This window comes from Actinoplanes sp. NPDC049598 (assembly GCF_040675435.1).
Classification (GTDB): Bacteria; Actinomycetota; Actinomycetes; order Mycobacteriales; family Micromonosporaceae; genus Actinoplanes.
Window position 1 is genome coordinate 416,064 of the sequence record NZ_JBFAOX010000005.1, and the last position, 18,296, is coordinate 434,359.

Below are 18,296 nucleotides of genomic sequence, written 5' to 3' on the forward strand. Positions count from 1 at the left end.
CGAAATCGAGCATATGGCTTACCCGGCCCCTTCGGCGGGCACAGTTTGAGTTATGCGCTGCTTGGTGACCGGTGCGACCGGATATATCGGCGGGCGGCTGGCCCCGCGGCTGCTCGAGGCCGGCCACGACGTGCGGTGCCTGACCCGCGGACCGGGACGGCTGCGGGACGTGCCGTGGGCCGGCCGGGCGGAAATCGTCCAGGGCGACCTGGAGGACCCGGAATCGCTCGAAAAGGCATTCGAGGGCGTCGAGGTCGCTTATTTCCTGATGCATTCGCTGGGCCGGCGCGATTTCGAGAAACGCGACCGGCGGGCGGCCGAGAATTTCGCGGCGGCGGCCCGGGCGGCCCATGTGTCACGAATCATCTATCTGGGCGGCCCCGAGCCGCCGGCCGGTGACAAAGTGAGCCCGCACCTGCGCTCGCGGGCCGAGGTGGCGCAGATCCTGCTGGCCAGCGGGGTCCCGACCACGGTCCTGCGGGCGCCGGTGATCATCGGGTCCGGCTCGGCCTCGTTCGAGATGCTGCGCTACCTGACCGAGCGCCTGCCGGTCATGGTGACGCCCCGCTGGGTGCGTAACCGGATCCAGCCCATCGCCGTCCGGGACGTGCTGCGCTACCTCGTGGTGGCGGCCGGCATGCCCCCCTCGGTCAACCGGGCCTTCGACATCGGCGGGCCGGACGTGCTCACCTACGCCGAGATGATGCAGCGCTACGCGAAGGTGGCCGGGCTGCGCCGCCGCGTCGTGGTGCCGCTGAGGCCGCTGAGCCCGTGGCTGTCCGCCCACTGGGTCGGGGTGGTCACCCCGGTGCCCAACGCGATCGCCCGGCCGCTGGTGGCCAGCCTGGTCCACGAGGCGGTGGCCCACGAGAACGACATCGCCCGGTTCGACCCCCAGAAGCCGATCGGCTTCGACGAGGCCGTCCGGTACGCGCTCGGCAAGATCCGGGACGCCAACGTGGAGACCCGGTGGGCCGACGCGACCGGCCGCGACGCCGAGGCCGAGCCACTGCCCAGCGACCCCGACTGGTCGGGCGGCAGCGTGTACGTGGACGAGCGCAGCCGCCCGGTCGACGCCCCGGCCGAGGCCCTGTGGCGGGTCATCGAGGGCGTGGGCGGCGAGAACGGCTGGTACTCGTTCCCGCTCGCCTGGTCGGTCCGGGGCTGGCTGGACCGGCTGGCCGGCGGGGTCGGGCTGCGCCGCGGCCGGCGCGACCGGCATCACCTGCGGGTGGGCGAGGCCCTGGACTGGTGGCGGGTCGAGGAGATCGTGCCGGGCCGGCTGCTGCGACTGCGGGCGGAGATGCGGGTGCCGGGCCGGGCCTGGCTCGAGATGTCGGCCGAGAAGGACGGCGAGGGGCGCAGCGTCTACCGCCAGCGGGCGGTCTTCCTGCCGCGCGGGCTGGCCGGGCACGCGTATTGGGCCTCGGTCCTGCCCTTCCACGGGGTGATCTTCAGCGGCATGGCGAGGAACATCGCTAAGGGGGCGGCGCAGCAGCAGCCCGGGTGAGCCGATCGCGGACGGCGAGCCAGTCCTCGGTCTGGGGCGGCTCCTGGACCAGGATCGTCGCCACCCCGGCGTCGTCCAGCCGGTGCAGGGCCGCGTAGAGATCGGCCGCGTACTCCCGGGGGTCGCCCGACAGGATCTCGGCCCCGGGCCCGTCCGCGGTCTCGTAGGTGAGCACCCCGACCGGCCCCGCCAGCTCCGAGCGGTCCACGTCACGCACGTCCTTGGCCAGGATCAGCCGGGCCCGCGGGGCGTAGTGCCGCCGGCTCATCCCCGGCGAGGGCCGGGCCGCGCCGTCGGCCGGGCCGGCGTCGGGCAGCGCGATGGTCCCGGTCACCTCCCGGATCGTACGGAGCGGGAGCGCACCCGGCCGCAGCAGCGTGGGCGTCGCCCCGGCCAGGCTGAGCACGGTCGACTCGATGCCCCACGAGCTCGGCCCGCCGTCCAGCACGAGCGGCACGTCGGGCAGGCTGCGGACCACGTGCTCGGCGGTGGTGGGCGAGATCGACTCGGAGCGGTTGGCGCTCGGCGCGGCCAGCGGCAGCCCGGACGCCTCGAGCAGGCGCAGCGCCACCTCGTGGGCCGGGATCCGGATCGCGATGGTCTCGTCGCCGGCCCCCACCCCGGCCAGGTGCCGGGCCCGCGGCAGCACGAGCGTGAGCGGCCCCGGCCAGAACCGGGCGGCCAGGTCGTCGGCCACCGACGGCCAGGCCGCGGTGAGCTCGCGGGCCGCCTCGACACCGGCCACGTGCACGATCAGCGGGTTCCAGGACGGCCGCTGCTTGAGCCGGTAGATCTCGCCCACGGCCTTGGCCGAGAACGCGTCGGCGCCCAGCCCGTAGACGGTCTCGGTCGGGAAGGCCACCACGGAGGAGGCCCGCAGCACCTCGACGGCCCGGCGCAGCCCCTCGGCGTCGGGGCGGACGATCGTGCCGGTCACGGCAGGAGCAGGGCGGCGAACGGGACCGTCGTGTCCTCGATCTCGTTGCCGATGCGCTGGAACGTCTGGTCGCCGCGCCCCCACGGGTCGTCGAGGTCGTCGCCCTCGCGGGGCGGGTCGTCGCCGCGGAGCCGGGCCACCTCCTCGACGATGGCGGCCCCGCGCGCGTGGACGTCACCGGAGGGCAGGCGGGACGCGTCGACCCCGGCCAGCAGCCGGCCGAACTCGCCGGTCACGAACGTGCGCGCGGCCGCCTCGGGCCGCAGGGCCACCACGTAGTCGAGCTGGTCGGCGGTGGCGGTGAGGATCAGGTCGGCCTCGTCGATGAAGTCGCCGCGCAGCTTGCGGGCCTCGAAGCCGTCGGGCCGGCCGCCGCGGGCGCGCACCTGGCGGGCCGCGGGCGGGTTCATCTCCTCGCCCTCGTGCCAGCCACCGGTGCCGGCGCTGACGCTGCGGACCAGTTTCTCGCCGCCGTCGCCGGCGCGGTCCTTGACCGCGCGGGCCAGCAGGCGCTCGGCCATCGGCGAGCGGCAGATGTTGCCCATGCAGACGTGCAGGACGGTGAACGGCTCCACGTCAGCCCTCCGCTGAGCTGCTGCCAGCGCCTGACGGCGCGGAGGACCCGTCAAAACCCATGGGGAGGATGTCCGGCGCCACGTCGCGGAGCTTTTCGAAGGGGATGGCGCCGTTGCGCAGCACCCGCGGGACGTCACCGGTCACGTCGACGATGGTGCTGGGCGCCGGGTCGAGCGCGGGGCCGGCCTCGAGGTAGACGCGGATCGCGTACTCGAGCTGGTCGCGGGCCTCGTCGGCGGTGTTGGGGGCGCCCCGGCCGACCTTGTTGGCCGTGGTGACGGCCATCGGGCCGACCGCGCGCAGCACCTCGAGCGCCACCGGGTGCAGCGGCATGCGCACCGCGACCTGCCCGCCGGTGTCGCCCAGGTCCCACTGCAGGCTCGGCGAATGCTCGACGTAGAGGGTCAGGGCGCCCGGCCAGAACGCGTCGGCCAGCTCGCGGGCCGCCTTGGGCAGCGAGTAGACCAGGCCGTCGAGCGTGTGCCGGGAGCCGACCAGCACCGGCGGCGGGACCTGGCTGGTGACGCTGCGCGCCTGGTGCAGGGCGGTGATCGCGTGCGGGGTGAAGGCGTCGGCGCCGATGCCGTAGACCGTGTCGGTCGGCATCACGATCAGCTCACCGCTCTTGACCGCCTCGACGGCGGCGGCGATGCCGCGATCCCGGTCCGCGGTGGTACGGCAGTCGTAGAGCATCACACCGTGCAGTCTGCCATGCGCCGCGGCGCATCGATCAGGTGCGCCGTGCCGTCGCGTACCGGGGGCGGCCGGTGAGATCGGCGTGTGCGGTCACCTCGGTGAAGTGGCCGTCGGCCCGCAGCAACGCCGGCACCGCCTCGCCGTGCACGTCGTCGTGCTCGATCCCCACCACACCACCGGGTTTCAGCAGCGCGGCCGCGAGCCGGACGACCGGCCGGATGACGGTGAGCCCGTCGGCCCCGCCGAAGACCGCCTCGGCCGGGTCGTGGTCGGCCACCTCGGGCGGCACCGGCGTGCCCTCCGGGACGTACGGCGGGTTGCAGAGCAGCACGTCGACCGCTCCCCGCAGATCGGACAGGAGCGACGGATCGGTCACGTCGCCCTCGACCACCTCGACGGCCGGGAAACCGGCGGCGTTGCGGCGCAGGTAGCCCAGCGCCACCGGTGAGCGCTCGACCGCGATCACCCGGGCCGCCCGGCTCTCGTCGGCCACCGACAGCGCGATGGCCCCGGTGCCGCTGCAAAGATCGACCACCGTCGAGCCCGGGCCGGCGTGCTCGGCGCCCCAGCCCGCGAGAAGCTCCGTCTCGGGTCGTGGGACGAAAACACCGTCGCCGACGGCTAATTCCAGATGCCGGAACGCGGCCGTGCCGAGCAGATGCTGCAGCGGGACGCGCCGGGCCCGCTCGGCCACCAGCGCCCGGAACCGGCCCAGCTCGTCGGCCCGGATCCCGTCCACCAGCAGCAAGCGGCCGCGGGAGATCTCCAGGACGTGGGCCGCCAGCAGCTCGGCGTCGACCCGGGGCGAGGCCACGCCGGCCGCCGAGAGATCGGCCGTCGCCGTTGCGATCGCATCGCTGAGTCGCGTCCGTACCAGCGGTCGGGAGCTGTCTTCGGAGTCCGGATCCACGGCATAATCATCGAACGTCGCGTGGGGCGCCGACCGGCCGGGTCGGCGGTCTGTTCGCGCGGCACGGGTGGGAGGCACCTGGTGAGTTGGTTGGACCAGCTCGCGGAGAACGTCGACGAGCTGCACCGCGCCGGCGGCCTGCAACAGAACGGCCGCTCGGCGGAGGCGCTGCCGATCCTCGACGCCGTGCTCGCCACGGCCACCGATCCCACGACCCGGGCCTACGCGCTGGTGCAGCGCTTCGGCGCGCTGATAAACCTGGGCCGGGTGGCCGAGCTGGCCACCGCGATGTCGGCCGCCGACAACGCGGTCCGCGAGATCCCCGACCCGTACCTGCGCGGCCAGATGCACGCCTTCGCCGCTCTCGGGGCCCACCTCGAGCGCAACCTCGACCGCGGCGTCACCCATCTCGTACAGGCCTCCCGCGCCCTGGCCGCGGTGCGCGAGAACGACTCCGAGACCGCCTGGGGCTGGCACGACCTGGCCATGGCCTATTCGTACCTCGGCTTCCACGGGCACGCGCTGACCGCGATCGAGCAGGCCCGGCAGGTCGGGGCCGCGGCCGGCCTGGCCCCGGAGATCTTCGCCGCCCCCGGCATCCGCCTGCGCAACGCGGTCTCCCTCGACCACCAGGGCGACACCGACGGCTGCCTGCGGGTGCTGCGGGACATCGACGCCGAGCTGAGCCGGTACGTGTCGGTCGGCGCCGGCCAGCTGCGCCCGGGCAGCCGGGCCGCCTACGGCTACGCGCTGGCCCGCCGGGCCGCCCTGGGCGAACAGACCCAGGCCGACGCGACCGAGTGGCTGACCGGTGGCGGCGACAGCGTGCGCACCCGCGACCTGCGTCACCTGGGGAACGTCTGCCTGGCCATCGCCGGCGGCCGCCCCGCGCACGCGCTGTCCATGCTGGACGCGGTGCCGGTGGCGCCCGAGGTGCTCGGCGCGGCCGAGCCGGCCCGGCTGCGCAGCATCTGCTACGCGGCCGCGGGCGACCACGCCGCCGCGCACACCGCCGACCGGTACGCGTTCCGCCTGGCCGCCCAGCGCATCGACCGGTTCCGCGACGGCTACCTCGACGGCGTCGCGGCCCGGCTCGACGCCCAGGAGACCCAGCGCGACCCCGGCCGCTACGGCGACGAGACGCTGACCGACCCGCTGACCGGCCTGCCCAACCGCCGCCAGCTCGAGCGTTACGTGGCCGCGCTGCTGGCCCGGGGCGAGCGGGCCGCGGTCGGCGTGTGCGACCTGATCGGCTTCACCGCGGTCAACGCACGGCACGGCCGGCACTGCGGCGATCTGGTGCTGCAGCGCATCGCCGGTGTCCTCAATCGAGTGATGCGCCGCGGCGATTTCGTGGCCCGCTTCGCCGGTGACGAGTTCGTGGTCGTGCTCCCGGGCGCCGGGACGGCCCAGGCGGCCGAGGTGTCACGCCGGCTCGCGGCCGCCACGAACGCGGAGAACTGGCAGGTCCTGGTGCCCGGCACGCCGGTCGGGCTGGCCGCCGGATGGTCCGAGGTCGGCGCCCACGGGCGTACGCTCAGTGCGGCCCTGGCCGCCGCCGCGGCCAATCGGACACCGACCAGATGACGGCTCCCAGATGGCCACGATCGAGCTCGGCGAGATCTCCGGCAAGCGCCCGGAGCATGCCCGCCCGCTCGGCCGCGACCGCCGGCTGGCCGCCGCGGCGATAACGATCCTGGTCGTCGGCGTGGTCGCCGGCTCGGCGGTTCCGCAGCCGCGCGGCGTCCGTCCGCTGTGGAGCGCCTCGGCCGTGGGCAGCCAGGGTCTGGCGCTGACCTCGGAGAGGGTCTACGTCCACCGCACCGACGGCCAGGACTCCCTGATCACGGCGTACGACCTCGGCACCGGCCGGCAGCGGTGGCAGCGCCCCCTGCCCGGCTCGGTCGGCTATCTGCAGGCCGCCGAGGAGGCGGGCCTGCTGCTGATCCCGGCCGAGATCCGCCGGGAGGAACGGCCCGGCTACCAGACCATCGCGCTCTCCATGGCGACCGGCGCCGAGCTCTGGCGCGCCCCCGGCGAGCCGCACACGATCGGCGCCGGCACCGCGCTGATGGCCGAGTACCGGGCCGACGGCAGTCTGCGGACGATGCGGGTCGTCCGGCTGGCCGACAACATGACCGTGTGGCGCCGGGACCCCCAGGGCGTCCGTAACCAGATCGTCGCCCAGTCCGGCGGCCGGCCCGACAGCGTGGTCACGGCCACGGCGGAGGGCGAGGTCCGGGTGTACGACTACACGACCGGCGCGCTGCGGGTCTCGGGCCGGATCCCGATGGTCGACCCGCGTCCCGAGGACGGCTACTTCAACGACCTGACCGCCTTCGGCGGACACCTGATCGTCAACCAGTCCCGGGCCGGCGTCTTCGACCTGACCGTCTACCGCATGGACACCCTGCGCCCGGCCTGGAACGCCGGCGACACCGACGGGTACGCCTTCGAGTGCGGCCCGGCCCTGTGTCTCAGCGGCGCCGGCGGGCTGGTCGCGCACGACCTGGCCACCGGGCGCGTCCGGTGGCGCCTGCCGGGCGCGACGAACGCCCTCGCCGTCGGTGACGACCGGCTGCTGCTCGACGACGGCAGCGAGGAGGGTGAGCCGGTGCTGGTCGACGCGGCCACGGGCACTCCGGTCGGTGAGCCGGGCCGCGGCACGCCGGTCTGGAGTCCCGAGCCCGCCGGTACCGTCCTGCTGCTGCGCTCGACGGTCAGCCCGCCCGGGCGCACAGCGGTGACCCACTGGGAGACCGACACCGGCCGGCGCGTGCTGCTCGGCACGATCGACCGGCTGCCCGGCTATCACTGCCAGGCGGCCGCGCGCTATCTGATCTGCAACCGCGGCGACCTCGTGGAGGTCAGCGAGGTGCCGTGAAGCTGTCCTCGCCGGCCAGCCGGGCCTCACGGTCGGCCGCGGCCAGCGCGTCCAGGACGCCGTCGAGCTCGCCGTTGAGAGCCAGGTCGAGGTTGTACGCGGTGTAGCCGATCCGGTGGTCGGTGATCCGATTCTGCGGGAAGTTGTACGTCCGGACCCGCTCGGAGCGGTCGACCGTGCGGACCTGCGCCTTGCGGGAGTCGGAGGCGGCAGCGTCGGCCTGCTCCTGGGCGATGGCGAGCAGCCGGGAGCGCAGGATGCGCATCGCCGACTCCTTGTTCTGCAGCTGGCTCTTCTCGTTCTGGCAGCTCACGACCGTGCCGGTGGGCAGGTGGGTGATGCGGACGGCGGAGTCGGTGGTGTTGACCGACTGGCCGCCGGGCCCGGACGAGCGGAAGACGTCGATGCGCAGGTCGTTCGGCTCGATCTGGACCTCGACGTCCTCGGCCTCGGGCAGCACGAGCACGCCGGCGGCCGAGGTGTGGATGCGGCCCTGCGACTCGGTGACCGGGACGCGCTGCACCCGGTGCACGCCGCCCTCCCACTTGAGCCGGGACCAGACGCCGTGCCCGCCCTCGGGCACGCCCTTGGTCTTGACCGCGACCGAGATGTCCTTGACCCCACCGAGGTCCGACTCCTGCGAGTCGATCACCTCGACGACCCAGCCGTGGCGCTCCGCGTAGCGCGTGTACATGCGCAGCAGGTCGCCGGCGAACAGCGCGGACTCCTGGCCGCCCTCGCCCGCCTTGATCTCGACGATCACGTCCTTGGCGTCGTTGGGGTCGCGCGGGATCAGCATCTCGCCGAGCTTCTCCTCGAGCGGGGGCAGCGTGGCCGCCACCGCCTCGACCTCGGAGGCGAACGACGGGTCCTCGGCCGCGAGCTCCTTGGCCGCGGCCAGGTCGGCCCGGGCCGCCTCGAGCTCGGCGTTGGCCGCGTAGATCGGCGCCAGCTCGGCGAAGCGGCGGCCGACCCGGCGCACCAGAGCCTGGTCGGCGTGGATGGAGGGGTCCTCCATCTGCTTCTCGAGCGCCGTGTACTCGTCGAGAAGGGTGGCCAGGCGGTCGGTGCTCACGGGTCTCTCCCCAGGCTGAAGATCGGGTCACATGCGAACGGCGCCCGCCCCCGGGAACCGGGTGCGGGCGCCGTCGACGCGGTTACTTCTTCTTCGCGGCGTTGACCTTGGCGTACTTGGCCTGGAACTTCGCCACGCGGCCCGCGGTGTCGAGCACGCGCTGCTTGCCGGTGTAGAACGGGTGGCAGGCGCTGCAGGTCTCGACACGGATGTCGCCCTTGGCGGTGCTGCGGGTGGAGAAGGTGCTGCCGCAGGAGCAGATGACCTCGGTGGTCGTGTACTCCGGGTGGATGCCGCTCTTCATGTGAATCGGTCCCTCTCAGTGTGGTGGTCGCCGGGTCGCTGTCAGCACCGCGCCGCCCCGCCAGGGCGGCGAGCTCGGGCGTGAACCGGAACCTTGGCCGATGGACCAGTCTGCCATGTCTCGAGTACAACCGAGAAATCGCGGGTCCGGAGGGTGTAACGCACGTCTTCTCAGTTGCATTCCACGCGCTTAATGCGAATAAAGTCCGTTTCTCGTCCGGTAGTGTCGCCGGTGGCATGACACGACTGCTGATCACCCGTGGTCTGCCGGCCTCCGGCAAGACCACGTTCGCGCGCAAGCTGCAGCCCGGCGTGGTGCGGGTCAACCGCGACGACCTGCGCCGGATGCTGCACGGCACCCGGCTCTACACGCAGTGGGCCGAGGCCCAGGTCTCCGACGCCCAGCGGGCCACCGTCGAGGCGCTGCTGCGGCGGCGCACCAGCGTGGTCGTCGACGACACCAACCTGCGGCCGAGCAAGGTACGCGAGTGGGCCGAGCTGGCCGCCCGCTACGGCGCCTCGTTCGAAGTGCACGACTTCACGGACGTACCGCTCAAGGAATGCATCCGGCGTGACGCCGCCCGCGATCCTGAGGAACGGGTCGGCGAGGACGCGATCCGGAAGATGTTCGACCGGTATCTGGCCAACCGTCCCCTTCCGCTGCCGGTGCCGTACGCGGCGCCCGAGCGCTCGTACGAGCCCGATCCGGCGCTGCCGCCGGCCCTGCTCGTCGACATCGACGGCACGGTGGCGCTGATGAGCGGCCGCGGCCCGTACGACTGGGAGGAGGTCGGCAGCGACCTCCCGCACCAGGCGGTGATCACCGCGGTCCGGGCCATGCACGCCGCCGGCAACGCGATCGTCTTCTGCACCGGCCGCGACGAGGTGTGCCGGGCCGAGACCGAGGCCTGGCTGGGTCTTTACGTGGACGTGCCGTACGAAGCACTATTCATGCGGCCCTGGGGCGACAGCCGCAAGGACTGGGTGGTCAAGCAGGAGATCTTCGAGCTCCAGATCCGGGACCGCTGGCGGATCGTCGGCGTCTTCGACGACCGCCGGCAGGTGGTGCGGATGTGGCGTGAGCTCGGGCTGACCGTGTTCCAGGTGGCGGAGGGGGACTTCTGAACGCGATGAAGTACCCGCGCACCTTCCACCTGCCCGACTCCCCCGGCGCCACCCACGACGACAAGGTGCAGACGGATCTGTCCTGGCTGGACGGTGAGCTCGTGGTGACCGAGAAACTCGACGGCGGCAACCTGACTTTCACCCGCGACGCGATGTACGGCCGTTCGCCCGACTCGGGCACGCAGCCGTGGGACCGCCCGGCCAAGGCGCTGTGGGCCATGACGGCGTACCGGATCCCCGACGAGTGGCGGGTCTGCGGCGAGTCGATGTGGGCCCGGCGCAGCATCGCCTACTGCGACCTGCCCGGCGTCTTCATCGTCTTCGGCATCTGGGACGAGACGGACACCCTGCTCGGCTGGGACGACACGGTCGACTGGGCCCATCGGCTCGAGCTGCCGGTCGTCCCCGTCCTCTACCGCGGCGGCAGCCTTTCCGAGGCCCGCGCCGCCTGGGCGGCGCAACGGGACGAAAGAACATCCGAGGGGTACGTGGTGAGGGCGGCCGGGCGCATTCCGGCCGCCGAGTTCACCCACAAACTACTCAAATGGGTCCGCGCCGATCACGTGCGCACGCCCGACTCGTGGCGGCACCGTGACGACTTCGCGGTCAACGAATTCGCCTAGGCCGCACGATCTTGAGCCGGACGAACCGGCCCAGCGAAATCAGCAGTGGTAGCACCACCGCCGTGACGAGCATGGCGATCACCCCGGCGAGCAGCGGCTGGTACTCGCTCCAGTCGGTGGCGCGAATCACCACCGTACGAAGTGGCCCCACCTCGGACAGCCACACCGACATCAGCGCCGCGATCGGGGTGGCCAGGACCAGAAGCAGCCAGGCGCCGCGGGTCCGCCCCCGGCGTGCGTCGATCACCGCCACGATCAGGCCGGCCAGCAGCAGGGCCACGCCTGCGAGGTGGAGCGCGTACGACGCGTAGAGCCGGTAGTCGCAGCAGACCCCGTACGTGCCCTCGCCGGCTCGCCACATGTTGGTGTCACCGAACCACGGGCTGGCGCCGGGAACCGGCACCTGCACCAGCGCGGCCACCGCCGTGACGGCCGCGGCGATCAACGGCGCGAACCGGGCCGCCCGGGACGCCGTACCCGGCAGGAACAGCGCCGCCACGCCCGCCACCGCGAGCGGGAAGGGGACGGTCATCGGCAGATCCGGCACCGGCGCCTGCATCAGTCGCAGCACCGGGCCGGCGAGCACCAGCGCCAGCGACACCGCGGCGGCGACGCGGGCGGAGCGCCCGGGGCGCACAGCCAGAAGAACCGCCGTCACGAGCCAGCCGACGAAGGCGGTCACGTACCAGGAGGCGAAGGGAGCGCCGTGGGCGCGCATCGACGTGTCGGGATGAAGCTCGTAGACCACCAGGAAGTAGACGGACAGGGCGCTGAGGGCGGTGAGCGTGAACACGGCCGCGGTGGGCAGGGCGTAGGCGATGCCGCCCAGCCCGACGGCGCGCAGCCGCTCGCGCACGCCACCGGCGATCAGGTCCACGGCATCGGCCAGCCGCGGGCGGCCGTCACCGGTCAGCTCGCGGTACATGTCGACCAGTTCGCGGCCACGCTCGCGGCGGTAGCGCTGGGGATAGGCGAACAGCAGCCGCTCGTACGAGTCGCTCACGCCCGCACCCCCATGGCGAAACCGTCGGCAGGACGCCGCTGCAGGCGGGCGCTGGCCGCCTCGACGTGCCGCCGCATGCGCTCGGTCTCGGCCCGCAGCGCGGTCTCGCCGTCGGCAGTGAGCCGGAAGTAGCGGCGCAGACGGCCCTCCACGACCTCCTCGCGGTCCCGGGCGACATAGCCGTCGTCGGCCAGCCGGTCCAGAGCGCCGTAGAGGGTGCCGGGGCGCAGGGCGACGCGGCCGTCGGAGAGCCGGTCGACCTCGGCGATGAGGCCGTAGCCGTGCCGGGGCCCGTCGGCGAGCGCGGTGAGGATCAGGAACGTCGGTTCCCGAAGGGGATCAGCCATGGCGGCCAATATAGTGGGCGCGAAGATATCTTCGTCACGAGGGTATGGCTAAACGATGTGCGGGCAGCCGCGGGCCCGGGCGGCGGCCTCCTCGTCGAGGTAGAAGTTCGGCCGCAGGTCGGCCTCGTGGTAGTAGCGGTGAAAGACCGGCGTCACCCCGCTCGACATCGGCGGGACGATCCAGGTCCAGTCGGCCGGCACCTTGCGGCCGGCCCGTTCCTCGTTCTCGATGTGCTTGAGGAAGCGCTCCGACTCCGTGTGGTGGTCGCTCATCTTCACGCCGGCCTGCTCGAACGAGTGCAGCACGGCCCGGTTGAGCTCGAGCAGCGCCCGGTCCTTCCACAGCGTCGAGACCCGGCTGGTGTCCAGGCCCATCCGGGCCGCGACCACCGGCAGCATGTCGTACCGGTCGGTGTCGGCCAGGTTGCGGGCGCCGATCTCGGTGCCCATGTACCAGCCGTTGAACGGAGCCAGCGGATAGTGCACGCCGCCGACGGTGAGCCGCATGTTGGCGATGGCCGGCACGGCGTGCCAGCGCAGGCCCAGCTCGGCGAACCAGGCGAACTCGGGATGGGTCAGCGGCACCTCGCGGATGGCCCGTTCGGGCAACTCGTAAAGGCGTACCCCCTCGGTGGGGGTCTCGATGGCCAGTGGGAGCACGTCGAACTGCTCGCCCTTGCCCCGCCACCCGAAGCCGCGCATGGCGTCGGTGAACTCCTCGAGCCGCGGGTCGCCGACCGGCCGGCCGACGGCGTCGCGGTAACCGGCGTACCGGATGAGCTGCTCGTTCCAGATCCGGGCGTGCGGCCGGCCCGGCTGCGCGGGCGCGAAGACGCTGATCACCGGGCGGACCGTGCCCTCCCCGGCGGTCCGCAGGTGGTGCACGAGCAGCGAGAAGATCTCGTCGGCGGTACGGGCCCGGCGACGGTCGAGCACCATCAGGCTGCGCCAGTAGAGACGGCCGATGCAGCGGCTCGCGTTGCGCCAGGCCATCCTCGCGCCGTGGGCGAGCTCCTCGGTGGTGTGCACGTACGTGCCGGTGGCGGCGATCTGCGCGCGGACGACGGCCAGCCGGGGTTCCACCGGGCCGAGCCGGGGGTTCTCCGCGTAGCACTGCCGGAGGAAGTCCTCGGCCTCGCCCGGATCGGCGGGCGCCGCTCGATCCCACTTCTCGGGTGGACAGTCCCGGTAGCCGGGCATGTTCATACGAGCGCCTCCCATCAGAGCTGCAGGGAGATTCTCAGAATGCATCCGGAACAAAGCACACAACTTGTCCGACAAAAAGGGCACAGCCCCTCCGTTAAGAGAGGCTGCGCCCTGTTTTGCGCTGTTACTCGCCAGGCGTGGACTTGGCGATCTGCATCAGGAACTCGACGTTGGTCCTCGTCTGCTTGAGCCGGTCGAGGAGCAGGTCGAGCGCGGCACTCGAGTCGAGCGAGTGCAGCACCTTCCGGAGCTTGTGGATGATCGCCAGCTCTTCCTTGCCGAGCAGGATCTCTTCCTTACGCGTGCCGGAGGGGTCGATGTCGATGGCCGGGAAGACCCGCTTGTCGGCGATCTTCCGGTCGAGCTTGAGCTCGGCGTTACCCGTGCCCTTGAACTCCTCGAAGATGACCGTGTCCATCATCGAGCCGGTCTCGACCAGCGCGGTGGCGAGAATCGTCAGCGAGCCGCCGTTCTCGATGTTGCGCGCCGCGCCGAGGAACCGCTTCGGCGGGTAGAGCGCCGTCGAATCGATACCACCCGACATGATGCGGCCCGAGGCGGGCGCGGCCAGGTTGTACGACCGGCCCAGACGGGTCACCGAGTCGAGCAGCACGACCACGTCGTGGCCCAGCTCGACCAGCCGCTTGGCCCGCTCGATGGCGAGCTCGGCGACCGTGGTGTGGTCCTGCGGCGGACGGTCGAACGTGGCCGCGACGACCTCGCCCTTGACCGAGCGCTGCATGTCGGTGACCTCTTCGGGCCGCTCGTCGACCAGCACGACCATCAGGTGGCACTCGGGGTTGTTGTGGGTGATCGCGTTGGCGATCGCCTGCAGCACCATCGTCTTACCGGCCTTGGGGGGCGAGACGATGAGCGCCCGCTGGCCCTTGCCGATCGGCATGACGAGGTCGATGACCCGGGTCGTCAGGATGTGCGGCTCGGTCTCGAGACGCAGGCGCTCCTGCGGGTAGAGCGGGGTGAGCTTGTAGAACTCCGGGCGGCGCCGGGCCTCCTCGGGCTCCATCCCGTTGATGGTGTCGAGCCGGACCAGCGGGTTGTACTTGTCCCGGCGCTGGTCACCGCTGCCGCTCTCGCGGGGCGTGGCCCGCACGGCGCCGGTGACCGCGTCGCCGCGGCGCAGGCCGTGCTTCTTCACCTGCGACATCGACACGTACACGTCGTTCGGGCCGGACAGGTAGCCGGTCGTGCGCACGAACGCGTAGTTGTCGAGCACGTCGAGGATGCCGGCCACCGGCACCAGGACGTCGTCCTCGCTCACGTGCGGCTCGCGGCCGCCACCCTCGCGCTGACCGCCCTCGTTGCCGTCCCGGTCACCACGGCCGCGGCGACGGTCACGGAAACGGCTCCGCCGGCTCCGGCGCCCGCCGTCGCTGTCGTCGTCGTCGTGACCCTGGTCGTCGCGCTGGTTACGGTCGTCGCGCTGGCCCCGGTCGTCCCGGTCACGCGGACCACGGTCGTCCCGGTCACGCGGACCACGGTCGTCCCGGTCACGCGGACCACGGTCATCGCGGTCACGGGGACCACGGTCGTCCCGCTGGGTGCGGTCACCCCGGTCACCCCGGTCGCCCCTTTCGCCCCGCTCGTCGCGGTTACGCTGGCGGTCGCGGTTGCGCTCGCCGCGGTCGGGCCGCTGGTCGGTGCGCTCGGCGGTCTCCGCCTCGGCGGTCACCGCCGGAACCGGCGCCGTGGCGACGACCGTGGCCGGCGCCGACTCGGCGGCGACGGCGGGAGCGGTCTCCCGCGGGGCGCTGTCGCGCGCAGCGGTCTCCCGCGGAGCCCGTTCACGGCGAGCACGCTCGCGACGGCTGCCACCCTCGGCGGCCGGCGCCGCCTCCGGCTGCGCGGCAGCGGTCTGCGGCGCCTCGGCCACGGGAGCCGGGGTCTCGGCCACGGGAGCCGGGGTCTCGGCCACGGGAGCCGGGGCCGGGGTCTCCGCCGCCGGGGCGCTGGCCTTGGCCTCGCTGCGGGGGCGCGGCGCGGCCTCGGCCGCGGCGCTGCCGCCGCTCTGCTTATCGGTGATAGCGGTGATCAACTCGCCCTTGCGCATGCGGGCGGTGCCCGAGATGCCGAGCGAGGCGGCGAGGCTCTGCAGCTCGGGCAGCAGCATCGCGGACAACCCGGTGCCGCCTCGGCGGCGCTTCGTGGCGGTCGCGGTGGTGCCGGCGCCGGCGTCAGCGACGTCAGAAACACCCGACGTCACGTCGGTGGTGTCGCTCAATGGATTCCTTCCGTCGGAAAAAGCCCGAGACTCCCGGTTTTCTGCAGCCTGGTGGGCCGGGTGTCGCGGTACCCGCCTCGCAACAGCGGCGCGGGAGTTTGTGCAGCACGGCAGCTCGACGGTGTCCCTGCTCGCCAGGGGCTGACGAGTAGGTCTCGGCGAGTGCAGCGACCTTTCGATGCTGCTCGGCGTGTGCCTTTGAGGAGGTGAGACAGCCGACAAGGCCATGGGGTCTCGGGGGTGCGCGCCGAACCGCAGAATCGCTTGCTTAGCGGCTGTGCTTGGTCTCGAGCGTAGTCAACTCGTGCGACCTGCGGCAACAGGGCCCCGCTAGGCGAGTTCCACCATACTCCCTTTGACAAGAGCACCGGCGGCATCCACGCCCAACGTCTCGGCGCGCCACTCTGTTCCCGGGTGGAAATCGCCCGGGACCTCGGTCAACGCCAGCACCGAGGGGCCGGCCCCGCTCACCACGGCCGCCACGCCGACCGAGCGCAGCGCCGCCACGAGCGACGTGGTGCCGGGCATGGCGTCGGCCCGGTAACCCTGGTGCAGCCGGTCCTCGGTGGCCGCGTGCAGGAGTTCGGGCGCGCTGGTCAGGGCGTGGGTGAGCAACGCGGCCCGGCCGGCGTTGAAGGCGGCGTCGGCGTGCGGCACGGCCGAGGGCAGCGCCGCCCGGGCCGACGCGGTGTAACCCCGTTCCTTCGGAACGAAGACCGTCGGCTGTACGCGATCCGACACGCCCAACCGCACGGCCCGCGCGCCCGCCCCCTCGCTCCAGGCGATGGTGAAGCCGCCGAGCAGACAGGGCGCGACGTTGTCGGGATGCCCCTCGAGCCGGGCCGCGATGCGCAGCGCGGCCTCGTCGCCGAGCCGGCTGAGGCCACCGGCGACCAGGCCCCGGGCCAGTTGCACGCCACCGACGATGGCGGCCGACGACGAGCCGAGCCCGCGCGCCTGCGGGATCCGGTTGACGCACTCGACGGCCAGCCCGGCCGGCCGGCCGCCGAGCTCGTCGAAGGTCGCGAGCATCGCCCGCAGCACGAGATGCGTCTCGTCGCCGGGCAGCTCGCCCGCGCCCTCGCCGCGCACGGCGACCGTGAACCCGCCGCCGGTGACCCGGGCGGTGAGATCGTCGTGGAGGCTGAGCGCGAGGCCCATCGTGTCGAAGCCCGGACCGAGGTTGGCGCTGGTCGCCGGCGTGCTCACGGAAACCGGCTCGGTCACGAAGGTCAGGCCCATCGCCACATGCTAGGCGGCGATCATGTGCAGCGGATGTCGCACCCACCCGTTACGTTCTGATCGTGTATGCGTTCGGCATCCTCATGGTGCAGTTCCCGATCCTGGCCGTGCTCGTGGCCGGCCTGGTGATTCTCTCGATGCCCGGGCGCCGGTTGCCCGGGCGCAGCGGCGGGCTGGCCCGGGCCGGTCTTTTCGTGCTGCTGGCCCAGGTCATCGTGTCAATGGTGTGGAACGTCGTCTTCGTCCAGGTCGTCGCCCAAGGACCGCTCGACCTGTCGGTGACCGACATCGGCGTGCTCAACGCGATCGTCGGCTTCATGCTGGCCGTCTTCTTCGCGGCGGGCCTCGGCCTGCTGGTCGCGGCCCTGATCAGCGCCCGGTCCCGGCCCGAGGGGGCCGACGGCTGACGGCTCGGCCAGCTTGCGCGTGGCCAGGCGCCAGCCGATCGCGTAGAGCAGGGTGATCAGCCCGCAGCCGGCCAGGATGAACCGCTCGTCGACCACGTCGACGACCGCGGTCGCGCCGAGCTGGCTCACCGCGATGGCCATCGTGGCCAGCATCAGGTCGGTGGCGAAGACGCGCCCGCGCAAGCGGTCCGGCACCTCGCCCTGCAGCGCGTAGTTGGACAGGGTCCAGTTCGCGCCGCCGGCCAGGTGCGCCACGAAGACGAGCAGCAGCACGAGCGGGAACCAGGAGGAGAACGCGACGCCGAGGTAGCCGACTCCGTAGAGCGACATCGACAGCGCGAGGCCGGGCAGGAACCACGACTGCCGGCGCAGCACCGGCCGCAGCAGGAACGGGCCGACCAGCGCGCCGGCGCCGCGAACGGCGAAGAGCAGACCGGCACCGAGGACGCCGGCCCCGTGCATCGCGGCGATCAGCGGGAAGACGGTGAGCACGCCGTTGCCCAGGCCGACCGCGCTCTTCACGGTGACCAGGGCCCGGATCCGCGGATGGGCCCGCAGGTAGCCGAACGACTCGCGCATCGCGTGCCACGTCGGCTGGGGTGCGGCGTCCGCCCGCGGCGCCTGCATCGGGCGGCGGATCAGCGACGTGAGCAAAGCCCCGGCGAGCAGGAACGAGGCGGCGACGCCGAAGCTGACGTACGGGCCGAAGGCGGCCCCGACGACGCCGCCCAGCGAGGCGCCGACGATCGTCATGGTGCCCCACGTCGAGCCGGAGACCGCGTTGGCCGCGGACAGATCCTCGGGGTCGACGATGTTGGGCAGGGCGGCCGAGGCGGCCGGCGAGTAGAACGACTTCGCGACCGCCATCGCGCCGATCGCGACCAGGGCCAGCGGGGCCGTCGCGGCGGAGCGGACCGTGAACAGCAGCAGCACGGCGGCGAAGACGGCGAGGTTCGACGCGATCAGGATCTTGCGCCGGTCGAAGCGGTCGGCCAGGGTGCCGGTGAACGGCAGGAGCAGGGCGTTGACGCCGGTGTCGACCGCGAGCACCAGACCGCCCCAGATCCCGCTGCCGGTGAGCTCGGGGAGCAGCACCAGCAGCGGGACCATGACGAACCAGTCGGAACCGAAGACCACCAGCTCGGCTCCGAAGAGCCGGCGGAAGTCCCTGTTCCTGGTAAGGACCGAAAACGTTCTTGCCACGTACCAGAAC

General features: G+C 72.6%; 17 protein-coding genes. 5 read left to right on the top strand and 12 right to left on the bottom strand.

Translation table 11 applies throughout. The annotated features are described in order from the left end of the window. Nucleotides 1–52 precede the first annotated feature (52 nt). Nucleotides 53–1,510: an SDR family oxidoreductase gene (locus tag AB0J66_RS15385; RefSeq protein WP_364660155.1), complete on the top strand. Its 1,458-nt coding sequence runs from the start codon at nucleotides 53–55 to the stop codon at nucleotides 1,508–1,510. Here the strand turns inward: AB0J66_RS15385 and AB0J66_RS15390 are convergent. Genes AB0J66_RS15390 through prmC form a run of 4 tightly spaced genes read right to left on the bottom strand, consistent with a single transcriptional unit; the run spans nucleotide 1,479 to nucleotide 4,569 of the window. After that, on the bottom strand, nucleotides 1,479–2,447 hold the full coding sequence (locus AB0J66_RS15390) for an L-threonylcarbamoyladenylate synthase (protein ID WP_364660157.1): 969 nt from the start codon (nucleotides 2,445–2,447) through the stop codon (nucleotides 1,479–1,481). The two genes, AB0J66_RS15385 and AB0J66_RS15390, sit on opposite strands and share 32 nt — an antisense overlap. Beyond that, the gene (locus tag AB0J66_RS15395) at nucleotides 2,444–3,022 is read right to left on the bottom strand and encodes a phosphotyrosine protein phosphatase (protein WP_364660159.1); all 579 of its coding nucleotides are present in this window, start codon (nucleotides 3,020–3,022) and stop codon (nucleotides 2,444–2,446) included. Before AB0J66_RS15395 ends, AB0J66_RS15390 begins: the two co-directional genes overlap by 4 nt. A 1-nt stretch (nucleotide 3,023) precedes the next feature. Beyond that, nucleotides 3,024–3,716 carry an L-threonylcarbamoyladenylate synthase gene (locus AB0J66_RS15400; RefSeq protein ID WP_364660277.1) on the bottom strand — a complete coding sequence of 231 codons (693 nt, stop codon included), beginning with the start codon at nucleotides 3,714–3,716 and terminating at the stop codon, nucleotides 3,024–3,026. A 37-nt stretch (nucleotides 3,717–3,753) separates the two neighbouring features. Then, nucleotides 3,754–4,569, bottom strand: coding sequence for a peptide chain release factor N(5)-glutamine methyltransferase (gene prmC, locus AB0J66_RS15405; protein WP_364660279.1), 816 nt, complete (start codon nucleotides 4,567–4,569; stop codon nucleotides 3,754–3,756). Between the two features lie 141 nt (nucleotides 4,570–4,710). Here prmC and AB0J66_RS15410 point away from each other — a divergent pair, with 141 nt between their 5' ends. Together AB0J66_RS15410 and AB0J66_RS15415 are read left to right on the top strand one after the other, a co-directional pair. Next, nucleotides 4,711–6,216, top strand: a complete 1,506-nt coding sequence (locus AB0J66_RS15410) for a GGDEF domain-containing protein (protein WP_364660161.1) — start codon at nucleotides 4,711–4,713, stop codon at nucleotides 6,214–6,216. A gap of 10 nt (nucleotides 6,217–6,226) precedes the next feature. Continuing rightward, nucleotides 6,227–7,513 (top strand): PQQ-binding-like beta-propeller repeat protein, encoded by a 1,287-nt coding sequence (locus AB0J66_RS15415; protein WP_364660163.1) that lies wholly within the window; start codon nucleotides 6,227–6,229, stop codon nucleotides 7,511–7,513. Here AB0J66_RS15415 and prfA read toward each other — a convergent pair. Both prfA and rpmE read right to left on the bottom strand, forming a co-directional pair. Continuing rightward, nucleotides 7,497–8,588, bottom strand: a complete 1,092-nt coding sequence (gene prfA / locus AB0J66_RS15420) for a peptide chain release factor 1 (RefSeq protein ID WP_364660165.1) — start codon at nucleotides 8,586–8,588, stop codon at nucleotides 7,497–7,499. The two genes, AB0J66_RS15415 and prfA, sit on opposite strands and share 17 nt — an antisense overlap. A gap of 82 nt (nucleotides 8,589–8,670) precedes the next feature. Then, a complete protein-coding gene (gene rpmE / locus AB0J66_RS15425; protein WP_097318153.1) occupies nucleotides 8,671–8,892 on the bottom strand; it encodes a 50S ribosomal protein L31 in 222 nt (73 codons plus the stop codon). Nucleotides 8,893–9,128: 236 nt separating this feature from the next. Here rpmE and AB0J66_RS15430 point away from each other — a divergent pair, with 236 nt between their 5' ends. Together AB0J66_RS15430 and AB0J66_RS15435 are read left to right on the top strand one after the other, a co-directional pair. Beyond that, the gene (locus tag AB0J66_RS15430) at nucleotides 9,129–10,016 is read left to right on the top strand and encodes an AAA family ATPase (RefSeq protein ID WP_364660167.1); all 888 of its coding nucleotides are present in this window, start codon (nucleotides 9,129–9,131) and stop codon (nucleotides 10,014–10,016) included. A 5-nt stretch (nucleotides 10,017–10,021) separates the two neighbouring features. Beyond that, a complete protein-coding gene (locus tag AB0J66_RS15435) occupies nucleotides 10,022–10,639 on the top strand; it encodes an RNA ligase family protein (RefSeq protein WP_364660169.1) in 618 nt (205 codons plus the stop codon). On the opposite strand, the gene AB0J66_RS15440 is transcribed toward AB0J66_RS15435, so the two are convergent. The 6 genes from AB0J66_RS15440 to AB0J66_RS15465 form a co-directional block, all read right to left on the bottom strand. Continuing rightward, on the bottom strand, nucleotides 10,623–11,642 hold the full coding sequence (locus tag AB0J66_RS15440) for a hypothetical protein (RefSeq protein ID WP_364660171.1): 1,020 nt from the start codon (nucleotides 11,640–11,642) through the stop codon (nucleotides 10,623–10,625). The two genes, AB0J66_RS15435 and AB0J66_RS15440, sit on opposite strands and share 17 nt — an antisense overlap. After that, nucleotides 11,639–11,989, bottom strand: coding sequence for a helix-turn-helix transcriptional regulator (locus AB0J66_RS15445; RefSeq protein WP_364660173.1), 351 nt, complete (start codon nucleotides 11,987–11,989; stop codon nucleotides 11,639–11,641). Before AB0J66_RS15445 ends, AB0J66_RS15440 begins: the two co-directional genes overlap by 4 nt. Nucleotides 11,990–12,037: 48 nt before the next feature. After that, complete coding sequence (locus AB0J66_RS15450; RefSeq protein WP_364660281.1) at nucleotides 12,038–13,195, bottom strand: nitric oxide synthase oxygenase; 1,158 nt, start codon at nucleotides 13,193–13,195, stop codon at nucleotides 12,038–12,040. A 124-nt stretch (nucleotides 13,196–13,319) separates the two neighbouring features. Next, nucleotides 13,320–15,434 carry a transcription termination factor Rho gene (rho, locus tag AB0J66_RS15455; RefSeq protein ID WP_364660175.1) on the bottom strand — a complete coding sequence of 705 codons (2,115 nt, stop codon included), beginning with the start codon at nucleotides 15,432–15,434 and terminating at the stop codon, nucleotides 13,320–13,322. A gap of 330 nt (nucleotides 15,435–15,764) precedes the next feature. Next, nucleotides 15,765–16,676 carry a homoserine kinase gene (gene thrB / locus AB0J66_RS15460; protein WP_364660177.1) on the bottom strand — a complete coding sequence of 304 codons (912 nt, stop codon included), beginning with the start codon at nucleotides 16,674–16,676 and terminating at the stop codon, nucleotides 15,765–15,767. Between the two features lie 218 nt (nucleotides 16,677–16,894). Next, nucleotides 16,895–18,286 (bottom strand): MFS transporter, encoded by a 1,392-nt coding sequence (locus AB0J66_RS15465; RefSeq protein ID WP_364660179.1) that lies wholly within the window; start codon nucleotides 18,284–18,286, stop codon nucleotides 16,895–16,897. Nucleotides 18,287–18,296: the final 10 nt, after the last annotated feature.